Source organism: Parafrankia discariae, from assembly GCF_000373365.1.
Taxonomy (GTDB): Bacteria; Actinomycetota; Actinomycetes; order Frankiales; family Frankiaceae; genus Parafrankia; species Parafrankia discariae.
On record NZ_KB891170.1, the window covers coordinates 24631 to 45793 of the forward strand.

Genomic DNA, 21163 nt, shown 5'->3' on the forward strand with positions numbered 1-21163 from the left:
CGAGGAGAAGGGTGCGGGGAGGATGAGCGGCATGAGCACGGCGGAGCCGCCGGACGTCCCGGGTGTGGTCTTCGGACGGATGCGGCACGGGCCGGTCGGGCGGGCTTTGCGCGCCCACCCGGTACTCGTCGACTCCGCCCTCGCCGCGGCGCTGGGCCTCGTCATACTGCCGCCCAGCGTCGACCTGCCGCATCCGTCCGTCCGGACACTGCTGCTCACCGTCGCCTCGATCGCGCCGCTGTGCCTGCGGCGGCGCCATCCGATCGCGGTCTTCGCCGTCTGCGCGGCGGCCGGCTCCGTCCAGCTCCTGCTGTGGATTCCGAGCTTCGGCACCGGGTCGTTGCTGATCGCGTTCTACACGGTCGCCGCCCGGCGGCCGCGGCGGCAGGTGGCCGTCGCCGCGGCGGCCCTCACCGCGCTGATCGTCTGGTTCTGCGTCAGCCTGCACGGCGCCCGGCTCTACGACCAGGTCGGGGCCGCGGTCTTCCTCGGGGCGCTCGGGGTCACCGCCGGCGTGCTCGGCGTCAACGTGAACACCCGGCGGGCCTACCTCACCGCCCTGGCCGACCGCGCGGCCAGGCTGGAACGGGACAGGGACCAGCAGGCCAGACTCGCCGCGGCCCGGGAACGGGCCAGGATCGCCCGCGAGATGCACGACATCGTGGCGCACAACCTCTCCGTCATGATCGCGCTGGCGGACGGGGCGACCTTCGCCCTGCGCGGGCCGGGGCGGCCGGATCCGGCCTCGGTCTCCCATCCGGGCGCGGCCGTCGACGAGCGGATGACACGGGCGACGCGGGCTGTCGAGTCGGTCTCGGCGACCGGCCGCGAGGCGCTCGCGCAGATGCGCGGGTTGCTCGGCGTGCTGCGCGACGAACGGACCGAGAACGAGCCGCCGCCCGGCGCGGCCTCCGCGGCCTCCGCGGCCGGTGTCGGCAGCGGCCCGGGTGGCGGGGCCGGCCGCGCCGACCCGACCGGCCCCGCGGCGACCGCGCCGCAACCGGGGACCGGCGATCTCGACGACCTGATCGACCAGGTGAGGCAGGCCGGGCTGACGGTGAGACTGACCAGCGCGGGACCGCGCCGCACGCTCACCGCCGACGCCGAGCTCACCGTGTTCCGCATCGTCCAGGAGTCGCTGACCAACGTCCTCAAGCACGGCGGGCCCGGCACGCGGGCACGGGTGCTGCTGCGTTACGACGCCGCCGGCGTGGAGATCGAGATCGTGGACGACGGCCGCGGCGTACCGGCCACCGGGCCGCCGCCGGCCGGCGGACGCGGGGTTCAGGGCATGCGGGAACGCGCCGCCCTGCATGGTGGGACACTGACCGCCGGGCCGGTCCCCGGACGGCGCGACGGCTGGCGGGTCACGGCTCGGATCAGGGCCGCGGACAGCTCCAGCCCGGCCCACCCCGCGATCACGGACACCCCCACGGCGGCCGTTCCACCGGAGCCACCACCGACGCGGCCGGACGCGGCACAGGGAACGACGCGGAACGCGGCGCGGGAAACGCTGGAAGCGGGGCGCCCATGACGACGACCGTGCTCCTGGTCGACGATCAGCCACTGCTGCGGATGGGTTTCCGCATGGTGCTGGAATCGCAGCCGGACCTGACCGTGGTCGGCGAAGCCGGGGACGGTGCCACCGCCGTGCGGCTCACCGCCGAACTGACCCCGGACGTCGTCCTGATGGACGTGCGGATGCCAGGTGTCGACGGTATCGAGGCGACCCGGCGGATCGTCGCCGCCGGGGGTTTCTCGAGGGTGCTCATCCTGACCACGTTCGACCTCGACCACTACGCCTTCGCCGGGCTGCGGGCGGGCGCCAGCGGATTTCTGCTCAAAGACGTCCCGCCCGACGACCTGCTCGCCGGTATCCGCACTGTCGCCGCCGGTGACGCGGTCGTCGCGCCGAGCACCACGCGCCGGCTGCTCGACGGCTTCGCGCACCGGCTGCCCGACCTGGGCGGCGGGTCCGGCGACGGCGCGGGTGACCGCCCGTCCAGGGCGGCCGCCGGCCGGGTCGGAGCGGACCGGCTCGCCCGGCTCACCGACCGCGAGCACGACGTCCTCGGCGAGGTCGCGGCCGGCCTGTCGAACGCGGAGATCGCCGCCCGGCTCGTCCTCTCCGAGGCAACCGTGAAAACCCATGTCGGCCGGATCCTCGGCAAACTCGAACTTCGCGACCGGGTCCAGGCCGTCGTCTTCGCCTACGAGGTCGGCCTCATCCGCCCCTCGGCCAAACCACCCCACCACCCCGGCTGAGTCGGGTTCGGCCGGGCGTCAGGCCGAGGGGGCCGGGACGGCGCGCAGGCGGTCGGCCATGATCAGCGGGGTGACGCCGGTGACGCCGCCGTCGACGGGCAGGATCACCCCGGTGATCCAGCGGGCGGCGTCGCCGGCCAGGAACGCGGCGGCGTACGCGACGTCCCGGCCGGTGCCCTCCGTCCCGAGCATCGTGGACTCGGCGGCGAGCCGCTGCCGGTACCCGGTCTCCGGGGTCTCCCCGAGCACGGAGTACATCAGCGGCGTGGTGATGTGGCCGGGGGCGACGGCGTTGACCCGGATGCCCTGGCGGCCGTGCGAGTACGCCATGTCGACGGTGAGCCCGTGCAGCCCGCCCTTGGCCGCCGAGTAGCCGGCGTTGGTGGTTCCGCGGAACCCCGCGATCGACCCGATGTTCACGATCGACCCACCGCCCTGGGCGGCCATCGCCGGGACGGCGTGCTTCGAGACGAGGAAGGCCGTGCGGAGGCTGAGGGCGAGCGACCTGTCCCAGTCCGCCTCGGACGTGTCGGCGACCGTCCCGGCGATCGCCACGCCGATGTTGTTGACGAGGATGTCCACCGAGCCGAAGCGGTCGGCCGCCGCGCGCACCGCCCCTTCGGCGTCGGTGGAGCTCGTCATGTCACCGGCGAAGACGGCCGCGGTGCCGCCCTCCTTCTCGATGAGGTCCAGGGTCTCGGCGGCCCGCTCGGGGTGGATGTCGACGAGCAGGACGCTCGCGCCGGCCTGGGCCAGGACGATCGCCGTCGCCTTCCCGGTCCCGACACCGGGCCCGACACCGGGCCCGGGATCGGCAGCCGGTTTCACCCGCCGGGGAACGCCCCCGGGGGCACGTCCGTGCTCGAGGCGGTGCCGCCGACGACGCCGTACAGCGTGAGCGTGTAGGTCGTGTACTCGATCGAGCCGGGGTGGTTCGTCGTGCTGAAGGTGATCGGCTGGTCGAACCGGCTGAAGGCGCAGTCGCGGGTGAAGCGATGGTTGGCGTCGTCCCAGTCGGTGCCTTCGGTGTAGAAGACGTCGAACGTGCCGTTGGGGATCCCGTCCACCTTCGCCGAGGCGCCCGCCTGGACGTACACGTTGCGGATGACGTCGGCGCCCTGGAGGACCTTGACGACCGCGTCCGTGCCGCCGGACGCGGTGATGGTCAGCTCACCGTAGCCGCCGCGTCGCCCGCCGGGGAGGCTGCCGTTGCCCGCGCGGCGGGTCTGGTCCGGCGCGCCCGGCGGCAGGAACGACCCGACCGTGTAGTGGTGCGCCGGATCCGCGGTGGCCAGCCCCAGCACGGCCAGCCGGAACAGGTGGCCGCCGTTGCCGCTGGCCGCCCTGGGCAGCCCGGAGCCGCCGGTGCACACCTCCCGGTCGCGCGCGTCGCCGGCCAGGGAGGTGAGTTCGGCGGCCAGCGTTCCGAGCGCGTCCGACAGGCCGGTGTGCGCGGTCGCGACCGCCGCCGGGGGCCGGACGTCCTCGAGCCCGTCCGCCTGGATGGTCAGGTTCAGCGCGACGGCCGACAGCGCGGCGGCGAGATCCTCGGGGGTCTGCGCCGAGCCGATGGCACCGAACCCGGGGCCGAGCGCGGTGTCCAGCTCCGTCAGAACCCGCTGGTAGGCCTCGGGTGTGACCCTGGCCGGGGTCGGCGTGGCGACCGGGGCGCGGGGCGGGGCGGCCGACCGCGTGGCGAAGGTCCCCGTCCCGCTGCGGGCCGGAGCCCGCGGGAAGAAGTCTCCGTCACCGCCGCAGGCCGCGAGGCTGCCGACCAGGACGACGGCTACGGCCAAGGACAACATCAGGCAACGCTTCGACGCCATGCCAGCCCCCGCGCCTCGGACAACCCTTGACACCGAAAGCATAAGATCAGTCGCGTAGCGCATCATTCCCTGTCAGAAACGCGACAAGTACCTGCCACGCGCCACCCTCACTCCAGCGGGAGCCGGCCACGATGAACGACACCTGGCCCCGTCGGTACGCGGACGACGTCCTCGGCGGCGCGGCGGGCGACGAGCGGCGGCGGCTCGCCGCCATGGCCGCGGTGTGCGACCCGGTGACGACCCGTCTCCTCGACGAGCTCGGCGTCGCCGCCGGATGGCGGTGCCTCGAGGTGGGCGCCGGCGCGGGATCGGTCGCGGCCTGGCTGGCCGACCGTGCCACCGCCACCGGCCAGGTCATCGCGACCGACCTCGACCTCAGCCATCTGGCCGGCCTGCGCGCGCCCGGCCTGTCCGTCCTGCGCCACGACGTCACCCGCGACCCGCCGCCGCCCGGCGCGCCCTTCGACCTCGTGCACGCCCGTTTCGTCCTCGAGCACCTTCCCGAGCGTGAGCAGGTACTCGACCGGCTGGTGTCCTGGCTGCGGCCGGGCGGCACGATCGTCGTCGAGTCGATCGCGAGCTTCCCGGTGGCCTCCTCCCCCGACCCGGCGTTCCGCCAGGCGATGACCGCCGTCGAACAGGCCCTCGCGCGGACGATCGGCACGGACTCGACCTGGGCGCGCGAGTTCCCCGGCCCGCTGCTGAGCCGGCGCCTGGTCGACGTCGGCGCTTCCACCCACCTGCCGACCACCGGGGGGGCGAACGCCTCCGCGTGCTGCTGGGCGCTCACCCTCAGCCGGCTCCGGCCGCACATCCTCAGCCTCGGGCTGGCCACCGCCGAGACCGTGGACCAAGCCCTCGACCGGCTCGCCGACCCGGCCTTCTTCGATCTCTCCTTCGCGACGGCCATCGCCTGGGGCCGGGCCCCGGAGTAGCCCCCGCGGACCGGCGGACGGGTCAGTCCCCGGGCACCGTCATCACGGGGGTTCCCGTGGCGGCCGCGGCAACGGCGGCGATCGCGGCCACGGCTTCGGTGGGGGTCGGGCTCGCGGCGATCTGGGCGGCGAGCAGGGCGGTGGCCCGGCGCTCGGGTGCGTCGCCGAGCAGGTCGCGGACGGCCGCGGCGACGTCACCCGGCTGCCGTGTCTCGTTGTGGAACACCCGGGCGGCGCCGCGTTCCGCGAGCAGCCACGCGTTGTGGAAGTGGTCCGCGCCCTGCGGCAGCAGCACCTGCGGGACGCCGTTCGCCAGCGCGCCGAGCACCGTGCCGGAACCCCCGTGGTGGACGGCGACGTCCACCAGGCCGAGCACGCGGCTCTGGGCCACGAACCGCTCGACCCGCACCCGCTCGGGCAGCGGGCCCAGGGCTGCCGGGTCGCCCTCCGGGCCGGCCGCGACGAGCACGTCGACGTCCAGCGCGGCGAGGTCGTCGACGACCGCCCGGATCACCTCGACGGCGCCGAACGAGACGGTGCCGAGCGTGACGTACACCCGGGGCCGCTCGGCGGGCGCGGTCAGCCAGCCGGGCACGGGCGCCTGCGCGTCGGCCCAGGCTGTGCTGCGGATCGGCAGTACCGGCACGCCGTCGGGGCCGGGCCCGTGGCGCAGGTCCGGCGGGAACGGCTCGAGGTAGGCGACGATCATCTCGCCCGGCCCGGCCGGAGCGGCGCGGCCGGCCGCGGTCCAGCGGGAGCGGTGCGCCGCCAGAGCGGCGGGGAAGGTCATCTCACCGAACGGGCTCCACTGCCCGACACCGAAGACCACGGCTGGGACACCGGCCAGGCTTGCGGCGATCACGGCCCCGAGGTTGGCGCTGTCGGCGACCACCACGTCCGGCGGATCCGCGGCGAACAGCGGTTCGAGCACGCCCAGTACCCCTTCAGCCGCCACGTCGGCGAACATGGCGACAGGGAACTCGACACCGGTCGCGTCCGGGTGGCGCCGGGCGGTCTCTTCTTCCACGTACCGCAGCGTCCAGTCGGCCGGTGTGCCCTGGACGGTCGGCACGGGCAGCGCCCCGAGGAAGGGCTCGCCGGTGGCCAGGCGGACCCGGTGCCCCGCCTCCTGGCAGGCCACCGCGAGGGGGACCAGCGGATACAGGTGCCCGTAGGCCGGCAACGACGCGAAGAGGACGTCCACATCGGCCAGTCTGGCACCACGGGTGCCGTCAGCCGGCCGCCGGCGACAGCATCGTCCGGACGATCCTGTCCGCCGGGTCGACCCGGACGAGGGTCGCGCCGCGCAGCAGGACCACGTAGAGCGCGCCGGTGGGATCGGAGACCAGCCCGGCGGGATCCTCGAGATCGGCGCCGGTGGCCAGGGCGCCGTCCGGATCACCGTCCGTCCCGCCGGAACCGGCGACCGTCGTGATGATCCCGTCGGGGCCCACCCGGCGGACGTGGTTGGTGCCGTCGGAGATGTAGAGCGTCCCGTCCGCGCCGAGGGCCGTCGCCTGCGGGCTGCGCAGCGTCGCCTGGGCGGCCGGGCCGCCGTCGCCGTCGTAGCCGGCCTTTCCCGGGATCCCGGCGACGTGGCTGATCGTCCCGTCGGGAGCGATCCTCCGGACGGTGTGCGCCTGGAAGTCGGCGACGTAGAGCGTTCCGTCGGGGGCCACGGTGAGACCGTTCGTGTCCGAGAGCAGCGCGTCCCGGGCCGGGCCGCCGTCGCCCGAGGTGCCCGACCGGTCCCGGCTGCCGGCCACGGTGGAGATCTTCCCGTCGGGCGTGACCCGCCGGATCCGCGGGCCGTCGCCGATGTAGACGCTGCCGTCGGGCGCCAGGGCCAGGCCCAGGGGGGTGAGGGCGGCCCGCGCCGCCAGTCCGTCGTCGCCGGTGAAGCCCTCGTCGTCGGATCCGGTGCCCGCGACGACGAAGGCGCGCCCCTCGGGAGTGATCCGGTAGACCCGGCCGCCGAAGTTGTCCGCGACGTAGACCGTGTCGTCCGGTCCGACGGCGATGCCGTGCGGCCCGCGCAGGGCCAGGTCGGCCGCCGGGACCCCCTCGGCCGGGACGGCCGGTGCCCGCCCGCCGGCCGCTCCGCCGGTGGTGTTGCGCGCCGCCGCGCCCACGAGCTGGGAGACGGTGCCGTCCGGGTGCAGCCGGAGGATCTCGCCGACCTCCTTGCGCCGGGCGGTGACGTAGAGGGAGCCGTCCCGGCCGAGCGCGACCCGGGAGAGGTAGTCCTGGCCGGGGATCGTCAGGCCCGGCCCGGAGTACGCGGGCCGGGCCGGCGGGGCCGACCGGGCGGCATCCGCACGGCCGGGGCCGGCGACCGCGGCACCGTCGTGCCCGGTACCGCGCAGCGCGATCATCAGGCCGATGGTCAGCACGCCGACGCAGAGCGCCGTCGCCGCCACGGCCGCGGCGGCCAGAGCCCCGGCCCGCGGCCGGCCCCGCCCCCGGGCAGGAGCCGGCACCGCCACGGGAGCGGACGCGGGCGCGGGTCTCGGGCCGGGGCCGCCGGAGCCGCTGCCGGGACTCGGACTCGGACTCGGGACGCTGCCGGGGCCCCGGCCGGAGGCCGGCCCCGGGCCGGTTCCGGAAGTGGAACGGTGCCCGGCGACCGGGCCGGGAAGGGGGTCACCGAGCCGGTGCCCGGCCGCGCCGAGCACGTCGTCGGGCAGCTTCACGGGGATCCCGGCGCCAGTGAGCCAGCCGGGGCCGAACACCGCGGTGGCCGCCGCGGCGAGCCCGCGGGCGAAGTCACCCGCCGTCGCCGGACGCAGCGCCGGGTCCTTCGCCAGCACGGTCAGCACCACGGCCGCCAGCGGCGGCGGCACCTCCGGTAGCGGCGACGGCGGCACCGACAGATGGTGGTGCAGCAGCGCCGGGAGGGGCAGCCCCCGGGGGAAGACCGGCCGTCCCGCGAGCAGCTCGTACAGGACGACGCCGAGGGAGTAGAGGTCGGCGGCCGGGCCGAGCGGCGCGCCGGTGATCTGCTCCGGAGCCATGTACCGCGGGGTGCCGACCATGCCGGTCGTGGACGCCGCCGCGGTCTCCACGATCTTGGCGATGCCGAAGTCGGTGACCCGTGGCACGCCGTCCGCGGTGAAGAGCAGATTGTCCGGCTTGACGTCGCGGTGCAGCACTCCGTGGCCGTGCGCCGCGTCCAGCGCCGCGGCGGCGGCGAGCGCGATGGCGCAGGTCGCCCGCGGCGGGAGCCCGGTGGCGGCCCGGGCGCGCAGGGTGCCACCGGTGAGCTGCTCCATCACCAGCAGGCACAGCCCGTCCCGTTCGACGTAGTCGAAGACCCGCACGATGTGCGGATGGTCCAGACCGGCCAGGACCCGGGCCTCCGCGAGGAACCGGGAGCGGAGGCTCTGGCTCTCCCCGGTGCCGGCCGAGGCCCCCGGGCCGCCCGGCGGGTCGGCCTCGGGTGACAGGTCCAGGAACGCCTTCACCGCGACGTTCCGGCCGATCAGGCGGTGCTGGGCGGCCAGCACCGTGCCGAAACCGCCGCGGCCGAGCTCCGCGCCGATCTCGTAGCCGGGGAGGACCGCCGCGACATGATCAAGGTCAAGCGTCCGCATTGACCGGATAATAGGGGGATCGTGACGCAGCTGGGTCAGGTGCGGAAGGGGCCGCGGACCTCGAAGGTGATGCCGCCGGACGACGATCCGGTGGTGCCGCGCTGGGAGGAGAAGTACAGCCGGGAGCCGTCCGGGGAGAACGCCGGCCCGGTGATCTCCGAGGAGTTGTGCCCGGTCAGGCGCAGGATCGGCGCCACGACGGCGGTCGGCGTGATCACGCAGATCTCGAGGTTGCCGCCGTCCTCGGCGACGTAGAGGTCGCCGTAGCTGGAGCCGGTGATGTTGTCGACGCCGGTGAGCGGCGCCGTCCCGCTCACCAGGGAGTCGTCGTAGGCGAGTTCGAAGGCGTTGGTGGCGCAGTTCAGCTTCCAGACCCGGTTGTCGCCCTTGGTGGTCCACCAGACGGTGTTGTTCGCGTAGTGGACGCCCTCGCCGCCGTTGAAGTGCTTCGCCGCGGCGACCTGGGTGCGGGTCGTGGTCGGGGAGCCGTCCGGGTCGGGGACGGTCTGCCAGGTGGCGGTGCCCGAGGTGGCCGACGCCGACGCGCACAGAACCTCGAGGGTGCCGGCCGCCAGGTTGCCCCAGGTGGTCGGGCGGAAGCGGTAGAAACAGCCGTTCGTCTGGTCCTCGGTCAGGTAGATCACCTGACGGACCGGGTCGCAGGCGGCGGCCTCGTGGGTGAACCGGCCCATCGCGGGCCGGGCGACCGCCGCGGCGCCGGTGGCGGGGTAGGTCTCCCAGACCCGGCCGGTGGAGGCCTCCTCGCAGGACAGCCAGCTGCCCCATGGTGTGGCCCCGCCGGCGCAGTTGGAGCTGGTGCCGGAGAGCAGGCGCTGCGCGGAGGTGACGGTGCCCGCCGAGTCGAAGCGCACCACGGAGGCCCCGCCGCTGCCACTCACCTCCGAGTTCGAGACGTACATCCAGCCCGAGCCGTTCGGGTAGCAGGCGCCGCCGTCCGGCGCGGCGTGCCAGACATAGCTCGTTCCGGGCACTGCCTGCCCGGAACGGGCGACAATTCTGCTGGTGAATCCGGCCGGCAGCGCCACTCCGTTCGCATCGGCGGCCAGAAGGGAGCCATAGGGGCTGGCCCCGGGCTGCGCCGGAACCGCCGAAGCGGCTTCCAGAACGACGCCGGAAAGGGTCGCGACACCCACGCCGACAAATGCGGACCGCAAAAACAGACGCCTGTCCACCATTACCCCCAGAGATTCGTGCCGCTTTCCCGGCGCAGCGCCGAGCGCACTGACGAACGATAGCGACACCAATGTGACCGGACCAGCCACAGCTCGGTGAACGTTGGAGGACCGCCGACGACGAGAACCGGAACATCGCGCTAATTCGCCCCGCCGCCCGGACGCGCGGGCACCGGCGGCGGAAAGCCGGCCGGGCCCGGGCCGCCGACAAGTGTGCCGGGCCACCGACGGGTGCCCGACCACCGTCAGGTGCCGGCTACCGGCTGGCGACGGGCTGGCCACGGTCCCGTGTCGGGTATCTGACGCTCGCGCGGCGCGCCCCTCTCCCAGCGAGCCGGGGCCACGCAGTGCCACTCATCTGCTCCCAGTGCGATACCTGTGCTGACTCTCCGCGTAGCACCCGGCACGACTGGCCGCGGGACCGGACACATCGGGCACACCCACGGTTCCCGTGGGTGGAAACATCGACCTTCGACGTCCGAGGCGAAGCAGGATGCCTATTTGCCGCCACCCCTCGGACGGCCTCGGTGCGGAATGTCACGCGGCTCCACAGCACGGCCTGGATAAAATGCGTGCATGGCTACCGCGAATCATCCTGGGCCCCAGGACATGATTTCTCGTCCACGTGATTCACACAGGTCGGGCGGGGCGGCAGTAAAGGCGCCGGAGCTCGTCATACTACTCAGCCCGTCCGGCGATATCATAGGCACCACCCCGAAAGCCACCGTCCACGGACCGCAAACACCCTTGCACCTGGCATTCTCCTCGTACGTCTTCGACGACATGGACCGGATCCTCGTCACCCGCCGCGCCTTGGAGAAGCCGACCTGGCCCGGCGTTCTGACCAACACCTGCTGCGGCCACCCGGCCCCCGGAGAGGATTTCCGGGAGGCCATCTCGAGGCGACTTCAGGAGGAGCTGGGTCTGCGGGTCCAGCGAATCGACCTGGCCCTGCCGGCGTTCCGCTACCGCTGCGTCATGGACGACGGAATGGTGGAGAACGAGATCTGTCCGGTCTTCTTCACCCGGGCGTCGGGGCCGTTCCGGATCAATCCGGACGAGGTCGCCGAGGCGTTCTGGCTCCCGTGGTCGAAGTTCGTCGAGGACGTGCTGAGCGGCGCCCTCGCGATCTCGCCGTGGTGCCGGCTCCAGGTGGAGCAGCTGCGCAAGCTCGGGCCGTCGCCCCGGCACTGGCCCGCGGCGCCGGATGACCAGCTCCCCCCGGCCACCCGGCAGAACCGCGCGGACTACGCCGGCTGACCCCGCGCCAGCGCCACGATCTCCCCCGCGCCAGCGCCATGACCTTCGTGGTGGCTCGCGCGGGGAGGTGGCGGGCCCGTGGGTCGGCCCGTGGGGTCAGATCGCGTCGGTGGCGGTGCAGGTCGTGGACGCGCCCGCGGACAGGATCGTCACCGGGCAGGTGACCGCCGAGACGCCGGAACGGGCGTCGTTCACGACGACGCCCGTGAGGGTCGTGTTACCGCTGTTGGTGACCAGGTACGAGTAGTTCAGGGTCTGGCCGGCGGCGCTGAACGAGCTCTGCGCGACCGACTTCGTCACGGTGATCGCGGGGGCCGGGGCGGCCGCGCAGGTCACCAGGTTGCTGAACGGGGCGGAGTGGATCTCGCCGCCGTTCACCCCCCCGAAGGTGCCCTCCTGGACGGTGCGGACGACGACGTTGCCCTCGATGTTGGACGAGCTGAGGTCGACCAGGGCCGCGTTCGGCGCGTAGATCGTGCCCCAGACGGTGTTGCTGCCCGACGGGAGGGTGAGGGTGCCGGTGGCGGTGAAGTTCCACAGCACGTGCCGCGACGGCTCGTTGCCCTGCCAGCTCACGTTCGGGACGGCGAAGGAGTAGCTGCCCGGCGCGACCACGTTGACGACCAGCGTGGTGGACGCGGACGGCTGCACGCTGCCGGGCGCCGGGTTGATGTTCCGCGACCGGGCGAGCTGAGCGCCGGTCAGGTTCAGGATGTTCTGGCCGGTGCGCAGCGGGATCGTCGCGGTCGGATCGGTCCCGTTCCAGGGCGCCTGGCCGTTCCGGTCCAGCAGGCTGATCGTCAGGGCGCAGCTGGCGATGTGCGAGTTGAGATCACGGTAGGTCGCGAACATGCTCGGCAGGTTGAACCCGCTCGTGCCCGCCACCGAGGCCGCCGGCTGCGAGGAGTTGATGAACAGCGCCGGAGTGGTACCCGCGCCGCCGCCGGCCGGCACCACCTGGGTGACCCCGCCCTGCGGCAGCCCCGTGGCGTTCGCCAGGTTCGCGACCTTGGCGTACGAGTTCCCGAGCACGGTCACCGTGCCGCCCGCCGGGCTGCCGGCGAAGTCGAGCTGGCCGCCGACGACGAAGGACGTGGGCGCGCTGTCCCCGGGCAGGACGTAGCTGCCGGGATTGTTCAGCCCGACGCGATAGTTCTGGCCATCTCCCCCGACGGTTTTGGAATGCTTCACGACGACGCGCGTCGCGCAAGCCCGAACTGAACACGCTCGCTCCTCGAACCGGACACCACAGCAGCTAGAACCGGCCTTCCGCGGCAGCGCGCCAAATGGCCGCGGCGATTGGCCGGCAAAAGGGATGGACAGTTCCAGGAGCGGCGGGGGCACCGCGGTCGGGAGGCCGACGGCACCCGGAACGAGCCGATAGCTACACAGCGTAGTCACAGAAACGGAGAAGGTGACCACGCATGTCCGGCCGAAGCGATGCACGCACTCGTTCGACTATTTCCGCCGCCGCACCGCCACCGGATTCACTGTCCAGATGACATCCGATTGCCGCATCCGGCGGAGTCGGTTACGTTCCGGCTGGCGAGAGGAGTGTGAGATGTCCCGGACCATTACCGCCGCGGGGCTGACCGCCCTCGTCGACGACCTGCTGAGCAGCCACCCACCGGCCGCGACGGACCCGCACGAGTTCCTCGGCGCGCGCTTCGACACCGGGCTCGCCTGGGTCTGGGCCGGGCCGGCCGACGGCGGCCTCGGCGCCGACCCGGCTCTGCAACCCCTGGTCGAGCGGCGGCTCGCCGCCGCGGGCGCGCCGGCGCCGTTCCGGTACAACCCGATCGGCATCGGCATGACCGGGCCGACCCTGCTCACCCACGGCACATCCGAACAGCGCGCGGCCTACCTGCGCCCGCTGTTCGCCGGCACCGAGGTCTGGAGCCAGCTGTTCAGCGAGCCCGGCGCCGGCTCGGACGTCGCCGGCCTCGCCACCCGGGCCCGCCGCGACGGCGACGGGTGGATCATTGACGGGCAGAAGGTGTGGACGTCCTACGCGCACCTCGCCCGCCGGGGCCTGCTGATCGCCCGCACCGATCCGGACGTGCCCAAGCACGCCGGGCTGACCGCCTTCGTGGTGGATCTGAGCGCGCCCGGGGTCGAGGTGCGCCCGCTGCGGCAGCTGACCGGCGAGGCCGAGTTCAACGAGGTCTTCTTCACCGCGGCCCACATCCCGGACACCGACCGCCTCGGCCCGGTGGGCGCGGGCTGGCGGGTCGCCACCACCACGCTGATGAACGAGCGGGTCTCCCTCGGCGGGGGGCTCAGCGGCAGCGGCGGCGCCGACCCGGGCGCCACGGTCCTCGCCGCCTACCGGGAGGCCGCCGACCGCGGCGACGGGAACCCGGTGCGCCGCGACCAGGCCGTCCGGCTGTGGATCGAGGCGAACGTCAACGCGCTGACCGCGTCGCGCGCGGCGGCCGGCGGGAACAGCGGCCGGCCCGGGCCCGAGGGCTCGGTGCTCAAACTGGCCGGCGCCGAGCACAGCCGCCGCGCGGCGGCGTACCTGGTGGACCTGCTGGGCCCGGCGGGCACCATCATCCCGGACTACCGGGTGACCCGCCCGGGCCTGCCCCTCGGCGGCGACGGCCCCCGCGACACCGCGGCCGCGTTCCTGAGATCACGCGCCAACACGATCGAAGGCGGGACGTCGGAGATCCTGCGCAACATACTCGGCGAGCGGGTACTCGGCCTGCCCGGCGACATCCGCGTCGACAAGGATGTGTCCTGGCGTGACATACCGCGCTGACCGCCCGTCGCCGAGAGGAGCTCCGTGAGCCTGGTGTTCTCCGACGAACAGGAAGAGCTGCGCCGCACGGTGCGGTCGTTCCTCGAGCACGCCTCCCCCGAGTCGGAGGTGCGCCGCCTGATGGAGTCCGACGACGGGTACGACCCGGCCGTCTGGCGGCAGATGGCCACCCAGCTCGGGCTGCAGGGGCTGCACGTCCCCGAGGAGTACGGCGGCTCCGGCTTCGGGTACGTGGAGCTCGGCATCGTGCTGGAGGAGATGGGCGCCCGGCTGCTGTGCGCGCCCTTCCTCTCCTCCGCCGTGCTCGCCACCGGCGCGCTGCTCGCGGTGGACGACGCCCTGGCCCGTAAGGAACTGCTCCCCGGTCTCGTGAGCGGGACGGCCATCGGGACCCTGGGGCTCGCCGGCCCCACCGGCCGGACGGAGCCCACCAGTCCCGGGCTGCTCGCGTCCCGCGGCGCCGGCGGGTACACGCTGCGCGGCACCCGGCATTTCGTCCTGGACGGAGCGCTGGCCGATCTCATCCTGGTCACGGCGTGGGCCGAGGGTGGGCTCTCCCTGTTCGCCGTCCCCGGCGACGCGGCGGGCCTTACCCGGTCCCGGTTGCCGGTGATGGACCTGACCCGCAAACAGGCCGATCTCACGTTCAGCGACACCCCGGCCCGGCTGATCGGCGCCGAGGGTGAGGCCGGACCGGTGATCGACCAGGTGCTCCGGCTCGCCTGCGTCGCGCTGGCGAACGAGAGCACCGGCGGCGCCCGGGCCGTCCTCGAACAGGCGGTGCGGCACGCGAAGGACCGCCTGCAGTTCGGCCGTCCGATCGGCTCGTTCCAGGCCGTGAAGCACAAGTGCGCCGACATGCTGGTCGCGGTCGAGGGCTCGAAGTCGGTCTCCTACCACGCGGCACAGGTCGCCGCCGCCGGGAACACCGACCGGCTGGCCCGCGCCGCCTCCATGGCGAAGGCGTACGTCGGGGAGGCGTACTTCGCCGCGGCGGCGGACAACATCCAGATCCACGGCGGGATCGGCTTCACCTGGGAGCACTCCGCGCACCTGCACTTCAAACGCGCGAAGACCTCCGAGCTGCTCTTCGGTGACCCGGTGCACCACCGCGGCCTGCTGGCCGACCGTCTCCAGGTCTGACGGCCGCGCCGCGGCTACCAGGCCGGGAAGTCCCGCTTGCGGATCAGGCAGTGCACACCCTTCACGTCGTCGACGACCTGACTGACCACGAAGTCGGCGGCGGCCGAGAGATAGCTGTAGGCGACCATCACCGGGACGTCCCGGACCTGGCGCAGCACCCGCAGCGCCTCCCGGACGGCCAGCCGCATGGCCTCGTCGAGATCGTTGTGCAGGCCGATGGCGATCCAGTGCTCCGGCGTCTCACCGAAGGGGCCGCCGGAACCCGCGCCGAAGGGCAGCGCCGCGGCGGCCGGAAGCGGGGTGAGCCGGACGGTCGTGCGCAGCGAGGCCTCCAGGGCGGTCAGCGACACCTCGCCGTGGCCCTGGGCCAGATGCGGATCACCGGTGTAGAAGCCCGCGCCGGGGATCTGCACCGGCAGGTAGAGCACCGCCCCGGCGACGAGGTCGCGGACGTCGAGGTTCCCGCCGAACGCGCCGGGCGGGATCGTGTTGAGGGCCTTGTCCCCGGCCGGGGTGATGCCGGTGAGGCCCATGAACGGCGCGATCGGGAAGCCGATCTGCCGGTCCTCGCCGTAGCGCATCACGGCCCGCCCGGCGGCGACGTCCACCGCGCAGAACTGGCTGTAGCGGTCGGCGAGCGCGCCGTCGGGGCCGACCGGAAGCTCACCGGGCAGCGCGCCCCGGCCGTGCCGGCTGGAGACCAGCCCGTAGGGCACCCGCGGGCGCAGCTCGAGGAACTCCACCTTGAGGATGTCGCCGGGCCGCGCGCCGTCCACCCGCACCGGACCGGTGACCAGGTGCGGGCCGTCGAGCCCGCGGTAGTGGGAGACGTCCCGGGCGATGTCGATCGCGTCGAGCAGAACCGACTCCGCCGGGACGGCGTGCTCCGCCCAGAAGGCGACCGGGTCGCGGCCCTGGTCCTCCATGAGACCCTCGTGCGAGACGGTGTCGATGGTCACGGTGGCGCCCGCCGCCACCTCCAGCACCGGGTCGGTCGCCGCGCTGGGCAGCCGGCCCCAGGTGACCGTCTTGGGCGACGAGGGCAGGTAGTGCTCCCCCGGGACCTCTCCGGACCCGCACTGCAGGACGGACATGTCGCACTCCTCGTTGTTCCGACCGCCCCGGGACCGTCCGTGCCGACCGCGGCCGTCACCGCCCATCTCACCAGGAAACACCTGGTCACGCCCAACTCGGACGCGCTGTCTCACACCTTGGGGGACTCGCGGCGGCCCGCGAGCGCGGTGGCGGCGGGGCCGGTCCGGGTGACGAGGTCCGCCAGCCGGTCGGGGAACGCCCTGCGTTCGCCAGCGCTCACCAGGGTGATCACCTGTCCGGCGGCGGCGAGGGCCACCAGCGCGACGAGATCCGGCGCGGCGTCCCCGGGCTCGACCTCGCCCCGCAGGACCCGGCCGGCCGCCCGGTTGAGCTCCCGGACCCTGGGCCGTTCGAGCAGCGCGACGGCGGTTGTCGGGATCACGACGAGGACCTGCCCACGGGCGACCCGCACCCACCGGGCCGCCTCCAGATCGTCGCGGGTCTCGACCACGGCCGCCCGGTGGTCGAGGTCGATCCAGGCCGCCCAGGTGTGCGGCGCATCCGCGGCGGTGATCTGCCGGTACACCGCCGCGACCACCGGATCGGCCCGCCCCACCCCGCCACGCGGCGTCGGCGCCACCCGGCCGGACCCGCCGCCCGGCCCGGAGCCACCCGGCCCGGCGGCGGGGGTCGGCCCGGCGGCCAGCCGGACCAGGCCGTGATCGTCGGCGAGCCAGCCGCCCGCCCACAGCTCGGTGAGGGCGGCGGCTCGCAGCGCCCGGCCGAGGCGCCGGTTCGGGTACATCCGGTCCTTCTCGAGGTTGTAGGCGAGGAGGTACAGCTGGGCGGGCAGCGAGGTCGGCAGGTCCGGTTCCACGCCACCTGTCTACAGAACGAAGCGGACACCGTGACGACGCATGAACGACAGCCACCGGGAGAGACACCCACCTATGACACAGTTCCGCCGGTGCTATAGTCCCTTTTCCGGGCCGAAGTGCCCGCAAGGGGGCGTCTCGCGCGAGACGTGCAGTCGGGGGTAAATTCATGTTTGTTCTTCGAAGGCTGCCCAGAAATCTGGTGGCCATGGTTCTCGCCGTCGTCACGGCGGTGGCTGTCGTCGGTTTCGAACAGGGGACCGCGCATGCGGCCACCTGCGTGGACCGCCAACTGCCGGTTTCCTCGAACGCCTTGTACCTGGGAGTCGACCGCCGGCATTCCGCGCAGTTCCGCGGAACAATCTCCGGCGGCGTGACATATGTCAACTTCTGGTTCGACGGCGTCTACCGCGGTGTCTACAACGCCAATGGAGTGCTCGTGACGGGTTCGGCGCCCATCTCCGCGCTCTACAAGACGGTGACAACGACCGAGATCTGGCTCGGCCGAGTTCGTCAGGTCGTCAGGAACGTCCCCTACCTCAGGGTGTGCGGCGGTTACTGGGTCAAGCTGTCCTGACCGCGGTGGGAACGCCCGCTCCCGGGCGCTCCCACACTCACCTCGCGCCTCGGCCCGGCCTGGCGGCCCGGATGCCGGCCTACTCCGCCCCCAGGACGGGGACGACAGGCGGGAGGTCGAAGATCGTGCGGATGCCGGGTTCCGCGTCGACGATGTAGGGGATCGTGTTCACGGCCGGAGTCGCGGTGTAGCCGGCCAGCTGCTCGGAGTACCCCTCGCCGGTCGTCCCGTAGGTGACCCGGACCCGCATGGGCGCGTCGCCCCTGGTGGTGAACAGCCAGCCCTCGCCGCCCATGTTCCAGCCCTGGTCAAGATGCTGGGTGCAGAACCAGTGCGCCCGGAAGGTCATGAACGGCCTGCCGTCGCGCATGCCCGCGACGGTGACCCGCTGGGCGGCCATGGTGCCCTTCTCGATGACGTAGCCGTCCGAGAGGGTGTGGGGCTCGGTGGCGCGGGCGACCTCGGCTCGCACCTCGAAGCCGTCGAGCGGCAGCCCGATCGCGTCGGCGAGAGCGGCGAGTGACTGCTGGTAGCCCACGAAGGCGGTTCCCATCCGCTCGGCGGGCACCTCGGTGGTGACGACCGACGTGCCGAACCCCATCAACCTGATCATGTCGGGCCCCACCGAGGCCGGGATGTCGGCGTACTCGTCGATGGTCAGCTCGTCCAGGCGCCGCATGGGGTAGAGGAGCGTCAGCGGCATCGTGGTGGTGCTGTAGCCCGGACTGCTGCCCGTGGCGTGAATCGATGTTCCGCCCTGCCGGCACGCCTCCTCGACGCGGGCACGGATGGTTGGGTCCATCGTCGAGGCGTAGAAGAACTCACTACGCGTGGTGATGACGTTGATGCCGGAGCTGAGCAGCCGCGTCAGGTCGTCGAGGTCGAAGCCCTCCCGCATGTACAGCACGCAGTCGGGCTGGAGCGCCACGATCTCGTCGATGTCCTGGGTCGCGAGGACGCCGACCGGGTCGATCCCGGCCAGGACGCCGGCGTCCTGGCCCACCTTGCCGTCCGAGTACACGTAGAGCCCCACCAGCTCTAAGCGCGGGTGCTCGACCACGTCGCGGATGGCCTTCTTCCCCATCCGCCCCGCCGCCCACTGGACGACGCGGTACGTCTCGTCCGAGTGCTGACGCCGGTTCGACTGCCCCATGCCCATCGACATCCTCTCGCCTGACCGGGTCGCCCGGTCGCCGCCCCTCAACCGAGCCCGCCGGCCGGTTGACACTGAAAATGACAGTAACAGCCAAAAAACTCCGACGCCCAGGATCGATGGATGGGCGCATCCGAGAGACCGGGAATGCCTGGAAACATGGGAGAATCTCCACTCGCCCGCACGCCGTGCCACGGGTTTCAGGAGCACTCACCAGTGTCACAGAATGATGCCCCGGGTTCGGAGAAAAGAATCCGAAGGGGAGAAGGAGCGTCCGGTGGAGGGCGAATCGCGGGCGGACACCCGCTGCGTCTCGGAACTGATCCTGGGCCGCGTCCGCGAGCGTTACCCGACGCCGGGGTTCGTCTCGGTGAAGAGCGGTACCGGCTACATCCCGTTCCCGCTCGATTCGCTCGATTCGCTCGACTGGCGACGACGGCGGCTCCGTCTCCATCGGACTGATATCGCCCGGTCCGACCGGGCTCACGTCCGACCGGGCGGACGTTCGAAGTCCGGACGGGCCGGCGTAGGTCAGGCGGTGCCGGCGGGATGACTCGAACCGCTCGAACCGCTCGGGCCGAAGCGTTCGGTGCGGATGCGCCCGGGATCGTGGCCGATCTCGACCAGCGCGTCCGCGACGGCCTCGACGAAGCCGGTCGGGCCGCAGACGTAGCAGGTCGGCGCGAAGTCGGGCGGCCAGCCGGCCTCGGCCAGGTCGGCGGGGCGCAGCCGGCGCGGCGGCGACGTCCAGTGCTCCGGGGCGACCCGGGTGTAGAAGCGGGTGACGTCCAGGCCGGGGTCGGTGCGGGCGGCCTCGCGCAGCTCGTCCGCGTAGTAGAGGTCGGCCGGGGAACGCGCCGAGCAGATCAGGCGGAACGGCACTCGGCTCCCGGCCGACCGCCGGGCGCGCACCATCGCCATCAGCGGGACGATGCCCGATCCGCCGGCGACCAGCAGCACCGGCTCGGCGTCGGCGGGGCGCCAGACGAACCAGCCGCCGATCGGCCCGCGCAGCTCCACCGGGTCGCCGACCGAGAAGATCTCCGTCAGGTACGGGGAGACCTCGCCGCCCGGCACCCGCTGGACCGTCAGCTCGACCCGCTCACCCGCCGCCGGTGCCGCGAGCGAGTAGCTGCGGCGGGTGCTGTAACCGTCGGCGGCGGTGAGGCGGACGTCCACCCGCTGGCCGGCCAGGTGCCCGGGCCAGCCGGGGACGTCGAGGACGAGGGTACGCGCGCTCGGCGTCTCGTCCCGGACCTCGGCGAGGCGGGCGACGCGCCAGGCGAGGCGTTCCCTCAGTCGCCCTGGTATCGCTGCTCCAGCCACGGATCACCCCGGTCGTGATAGCCGCCGGCCTCCCAGAACCCCTTCTCGTCCCGTTCGAGGAGGCGGATGCCGCGCACCCATTTGGCCGACTTCCAGAAGTACAGGTGCGGGACGAGAAGGCGGGCCGGACCCCCGTGCTCGGGCTCCAGGGCGGCCCCGTCGTAGCGGTGCGCCACCCAGGCCTGGCCGTCGAGGAGATCGGTGAGCGGGAGGTTGGTGGTGTAGCCGCCGTAGGAGTGCACCAGCGCGTACTCGGCGGCGGTGTCGACCTCACCGAGCAGGAGGTCGAGGCTGACCCCCTCCCAGCGGGTGCCGAACTTCGACCACTGGGTCACACAGTGGATGTCCACTGTCGGCGACTCGCCGGGCAGCGCGCGGAAGGCCGGCCAGTCCCAGCGGTGCTCGACGCCGGCCTCGGTCGTGATCGTGAACTCCCAGGTCTCCAGCGGGACCCGCGGGGTGGGACCGGCGGAGAGGACGGGGAAGTCCTCGGTGCGGTACTGCCCCGGGGGTAGGTCCGACCCGGCGGACCGCGGTCTGCCCTGGAAGCCCGGTGACACAATGCCCACTGAAGACTCTTACCACGAATCGCGTCGGCCGACGTCCGCTACCGGGATCGGCCGCCGGCCGCCCGGGCGAGGTCGAGGGCGATGTCGACGAGCCCGATCCGGTCGAGCTCCGGCACGCTGTCCAGCGGGATCCAGGCGGCCAGGTCGGTGGATCCGCCGATCTCGTGGCACAGCGCGCCGCCGACGACCCGCGCCGAGTACAGCACGCGCAGGCCGTGGAAGTCGGTGCCGTCCCGCTGCTGGTAGTGGATCGAGTCGATGCCGAGCAGGCCGGTGAGCTCCACGTCGTACCCGGTCTCTTCCCGGACCTCGCGGATCGCGCCCTGCTCGGGGTGCTCACCGTGGTCCAGGCCGCCGCCCGGGAGCGTCCACCTGACCCCCGCCGGGTCACCGGGGCTGAAGCGCGCGAGCAGGAGGTCGCCGTCACGGACACAGACCGCGTACGCGGCCACCCGGAGGGAGCGGGGCGCGGGGCCGTCGGGTCCGATGTCGTCGGACGCGGCGCCGATGGGCTCGGTGTCGTTGGGCGTCGTACCGATGGACGCGGTGCCGATGGACGCGGGGCCGAGGCCGGGGCTCTGCACGTTTCCTCCCTCGTGCCGAGCGGCGGATGGCGGCGTGGACGGGGCGGGACGTCGCCCGGGGTCGG

General features: G+C 73.2%; 19 protein-coding genes. 7 read left to right on the top strand and 12 right to left on the bottom strand.

Going from position 1 to position 21163, the window contains the following annotated elements; translation table 11 throughout:
* The first annotated feature begins 31 nt into the window (after positions 1–31).
* Positions 32–1534 carry a sensor histidine kinase gene (locus B056_RS35940; RefSeq protein ID WP_018501572.1) on the top strand — a complete coding sequence of 501 codons (1503 nt, stop codon included), beginning with the start codon at positions 32–34 and terminating at the stop codon, positions 1532–1534.
* The gene (locus B056_RS0109185; RefSeq protein WP_020572408.1) at positions 1531–2265 is read left to right on the top strand and encodes a response regulator; all 735 of its coding nucleotides are present in this window, start codon (positions 1531–1533) and stop codon (positions 2263–2265) included. Before B056_RS35940 ends, B056_RS0109185 begins: the two co-directional genes overlap by 4 nt.
* 18 nt (positions 2266–2283) lie before the next feature.
* On the opposite strand, the gene B056_RS0109190 is transcribed toward B056_RS0109185, so the two are convergent.
* Together B056_RS0109190 and B056_RS0109195 are read right to left on the bottom strand one after the other, a co-directional pair.
* Entirely contained in the window at positions 2284–3093 is an 810-nt protein-coding gene (locus tag B056_RS0109190; RefSeq protein WP_018501574.1) for an SDR family NAD(P)-dependent oxidoreductase, read from the bottom strand.
* Positions 3090–4070 (bottom strand): hypothetical protein, encoded by a 981-nt coding sequence (locus B056_RS0109195; protein ID WP_230202914.1) that lies wholly within the window; start codon positions 4068–4070, stop codon positions 3090–3092. Before B056_RS0109195 ends, B056_RS0109190 begins: the two co-directional genes overlap by 4 nt.
* A 152-nt stretch (positions 4071–4222) precedes the next feature.
* On the opposite strand from B056_RS0109195, the gene B056_RS0109200 reads away from it, so the two are divergent.
* Complete coding sequence (locus tag B056_RS0109200; RefSeq protein ID WP_018501576.1) at positions 4223–5026, top strand: class I SAM-dependent methyltransferase; 804 nt, start codon at positions 4223–4225, stop codon at positions 5024–5026.
* Positions 5027–5048: 22 nt separating this feature from the next.
* Here the strand turns inward: B056_RS0109200 and B056_RS0109205 are convergent, their stop codons facing one another.
* From B056_RS0109205 to B056_RS0109215, 3 genes are read right to left on the bottom strand one after another with little or no spacing between them, the layout of a single operon-like run.
* Positions 5049–6230 (bottom strand): glycosyltransferase, encoded by a 1182-nt coding sequence (locus B056_RS0109205; protein ID WP_018501577.1) that lies wholly within the window; start codon positions 6228–6230, stop codon positions 5049–5051.
* 28 nt (positions 6231–6258) lie between these two features.
* Positions 6259–8619: a serine/threonine-protein kinase gene (locus B056_RS0109210; protein ID WP_018501578.1), complete on the bottom strand. Its 2361-nt coding sequence runs from the start codon at positions 8617–8619 to the stop codon at positions 6259–6261.
* A 35-nt stretch (positions 8620–8654) separates the two neighbouring features.
* Complete coding sequence (locus B056_RS0109215; RefSeq protein WP_195905873.1) at positions 8655–9815, bottom strand: alkaline phosphatase PhoX; 1161 nt, start codon at positions 9813–9815, stop codon at positions 8655–8657.
* A gap of 573 nt (positions 9816–10388) precedes the next feature.
* Between B056_RS0109215 and idi the strand changes: the two genes are divergently transcribed.
* Positions 10389–11072 carry an isopentenyl-diphosphate Delta-isomerase gene (idi, locus tag B056_RS0109220; RefSeq protein ID WP_195905874.1) on the top strand — a complete coding sequence of 228 codons (684 nt, stop codon included), beginning with the start codon at positions 10389–10391 and terminating at the stop codon, positions 11070–11072.
* A 96-nt stretch (positions 11073–11168) separates the two neighbouring features.
* On the opposite strand, the gene B056_RS44280 is transcribed toward idi, so the two are convergent.
* On the bottom strand, positions 11169–12263 hold the full coding sequence (locus B056_RS44280) for a collagen-binding domain-containing protein (protein WP_026239498.1): 1095 nt from the start codon (positions 12261–12263) through the stop codon (positions 11169–11171).
* A gap of 370 nt (positions 12264–12633) precedes the next feature.
* Between B056_RS44280 and B056_RS0109230 the strand changes: the two genes are divergently transcribed.
* Together B056_RS0109230 and B056_RS0109235 are read left to right on the top strand one after the other, a co-directional pair.
* Complete coding sequence (locus B056_RS0109230) at positions 12634–13836, top strand: acyl-CoA dehydrogenase family protein (protein WP_018501581.1); 1203 nt, start codon at positions 12634–12636, stop codon at positions 13834–13836.
* A gap of 24 nt (positions 13837–13860) precedes the next feature.
* Positions 13861–14979, top strand: coding sequence for an acyl-CoA dehydrogenase family protein (locus B056_RS0109235; protein ID WP_018501582.1), 1119 nt, complete (start codon positions 13861–13863; stop codon positions 14977–14979).
* Between the two features lie 14 nt (positions 14980–14993).
* Here B056_RS0109235 and B056_RS0109240 read toward each other — a convergent pair whose 3' ends face one another.
* Both B056_RS0109240 and B056_RS0109245 read right to left on the bottom strand, forming a co-directional pair.
* Positions 14994–16073, bottom strand: coding sequence for an acetamidase/formamidase family protein (locus B056_RS0109240; protein ID WP_026239499.1), 1080 nt, complete (start codon positions 16071–16073; stop codon positions 14994–14996).
* Between the two features lie 110 nt (positions 16074–16183).
* Positions 16184–16891, bottom strand: a complete 708-nt coding sequence (locus tag B056_RS0109245) for a GPP34 family phosphoprotein (RefSeq protein ID WP_018501584.1) — start codon at positions 16889–16891, stop codon at positions 16184–16186.
* Between the two features lie 206 nt (positions 16892–17097).
* Here B056_RS0109245 and B056_RS0109250 point away from each other — a divergent pair, with 206 nt between their 5' ends.
* Positions 17098–17466: a hypothetical protein gene (locus B056_RS0109250; RefSeq protein ID WP_230202915.1), complete on the top strand. Its 369-nt coding sequence runs from the start codon at positions 17098–17100 to the stop codon at positions 17464–17466.
* A 79-nt stretch (positions 17467–17545) separates the two neighbouring features.
* On the opposite strand, the gene B056_RS0109255 is transcribed toward B056_RS0109250, so the two are convergent.
* The 4 genes from B056_RS0109255 to B056_RS0109275 all read right to left on the bottom strand — a co-directional run bounded on the left by B056_RS0109255 (position 17546) and on the right by B056_RS0109275 (position 21098).
* Complete coding sequence (locus B056_RS0109255) at positions 17546–18619, bottom strand: NAD(P)H-dependent amine dehydrogenase family protein (RefSeq protein ID WP_020572409.1); 1074 nt, start codon at positions 18617–18619, stop codon at positions 17546–17548.
* A gap of 531 nt (positions 18620–19150) precedes the next feature.
* A complete protein-coding gene (locus B056_RS0109265; RefSeq protein WP_018501588.1) occupies positions 19151–19945 on the bottom strand; it encodes a ferredoxin reductase in 795 nt (264 codons plus the stop codon).
* A complete protein-coding gene (locus tag B056_RS0109270; protein ID WP_020572410.1) occupies positions 19915–20514 on the bottom strand; it encodes a sulfite oxidase-like oxidoreductase in 600 nt (199 codons plus the stop codon). The genes B056_RS0109265 and B056_RS0109270 overlap by 31 nt, the downstream gene beginning before the upstream one ends.
* 38 nt (positions 20515–20552) lie before the next feature.
* Positions 20553–21098, bottom strand: coding sequence for an NUDIX hydrolase (locus B056_RS0109275; RefSeq protein WP_018501590.1), 546 nt, complete (start codon positions 21096–21098; stop codon positions 20553–20555).
* Positions 21099–21163: the final 65 nt, after the last annotated feature.

Coding starts and splice junctions, on each gene's coding strand:
- B056_RS0109215 (WP_195905873.1), bottom strand. CDS start 9,815: ATGGTGGACAGGCGTCTGTTTTTGCGGTCCGCATTTGTCGGCGTGGGT.
- B056_RS0109185 (WP_020572408.1), top strand. CDS start 1,531: ATGACGACGACCGTGCTCCTGGTCGACGATCAGCCACTGCTGCGGATG.
- B056_RS0109250 (WP_230202915.1), top strand. CDS start 17,098: ATGGTTCTCGCCGTCGTCACGGCGGTGGCTGTCGTCGGTTTCGAACAG.
- idi (WP_195905874.1), top strand. CDS start 10,389: ATGGCTACCGCGAATCATCCTGGGCCCCAGGACATGATTTCTCGTCCA.
- B056_RS0109210 (WP_018501578.1), bottom strand. CDS start 8,619: ATGCGGACGCTTGACCTTGATCATGTCGCGGCGGTCCTCCCCGGCTAC.
- B056_RS0109255 (WP_020572409.1), bottom strand. CDS start 18,619: ATGGGGCAGTCGAACCGGCGTCAGCACTCGGACGAGACGTACCGCGTC.
- B056_RS0109200 (WP_018501576.1), top strand. CDS start 4,223: ATGAACGACACCTGGCCCCGTCGGTACGCGGACGACGTCCTCGGCGGC.
- B056_RS0109195 (WP_230202914.1), bottom strand. CDS start 4,070: ATGTTGTCCTTGGCCGTAGCCGTCGTCCTGGTCGGCAGCCTCGCGGCC.
- B056_RS0109240 (WP_026239499.1), bottom strand. CDS start 16,073: ATGTCCGTCCTGCAGTGCGGGTCCGGAGAGGTCCCGGGGGAGCACTAC.
- B056_RS35940 (WP_018501572.1), top strand. CDS start 32: ATGAGCACGGCGGAGCCGCCGGACGTCCCGGGTGTGGTCTTCGGACGG.
- B056_RS0109230 (WP_018501581.1), top strand. CDS start 12,634: ATGTCCCGGACCATTACCGCCGCGGGGCTGACCGCCCTCGTCGACGAC.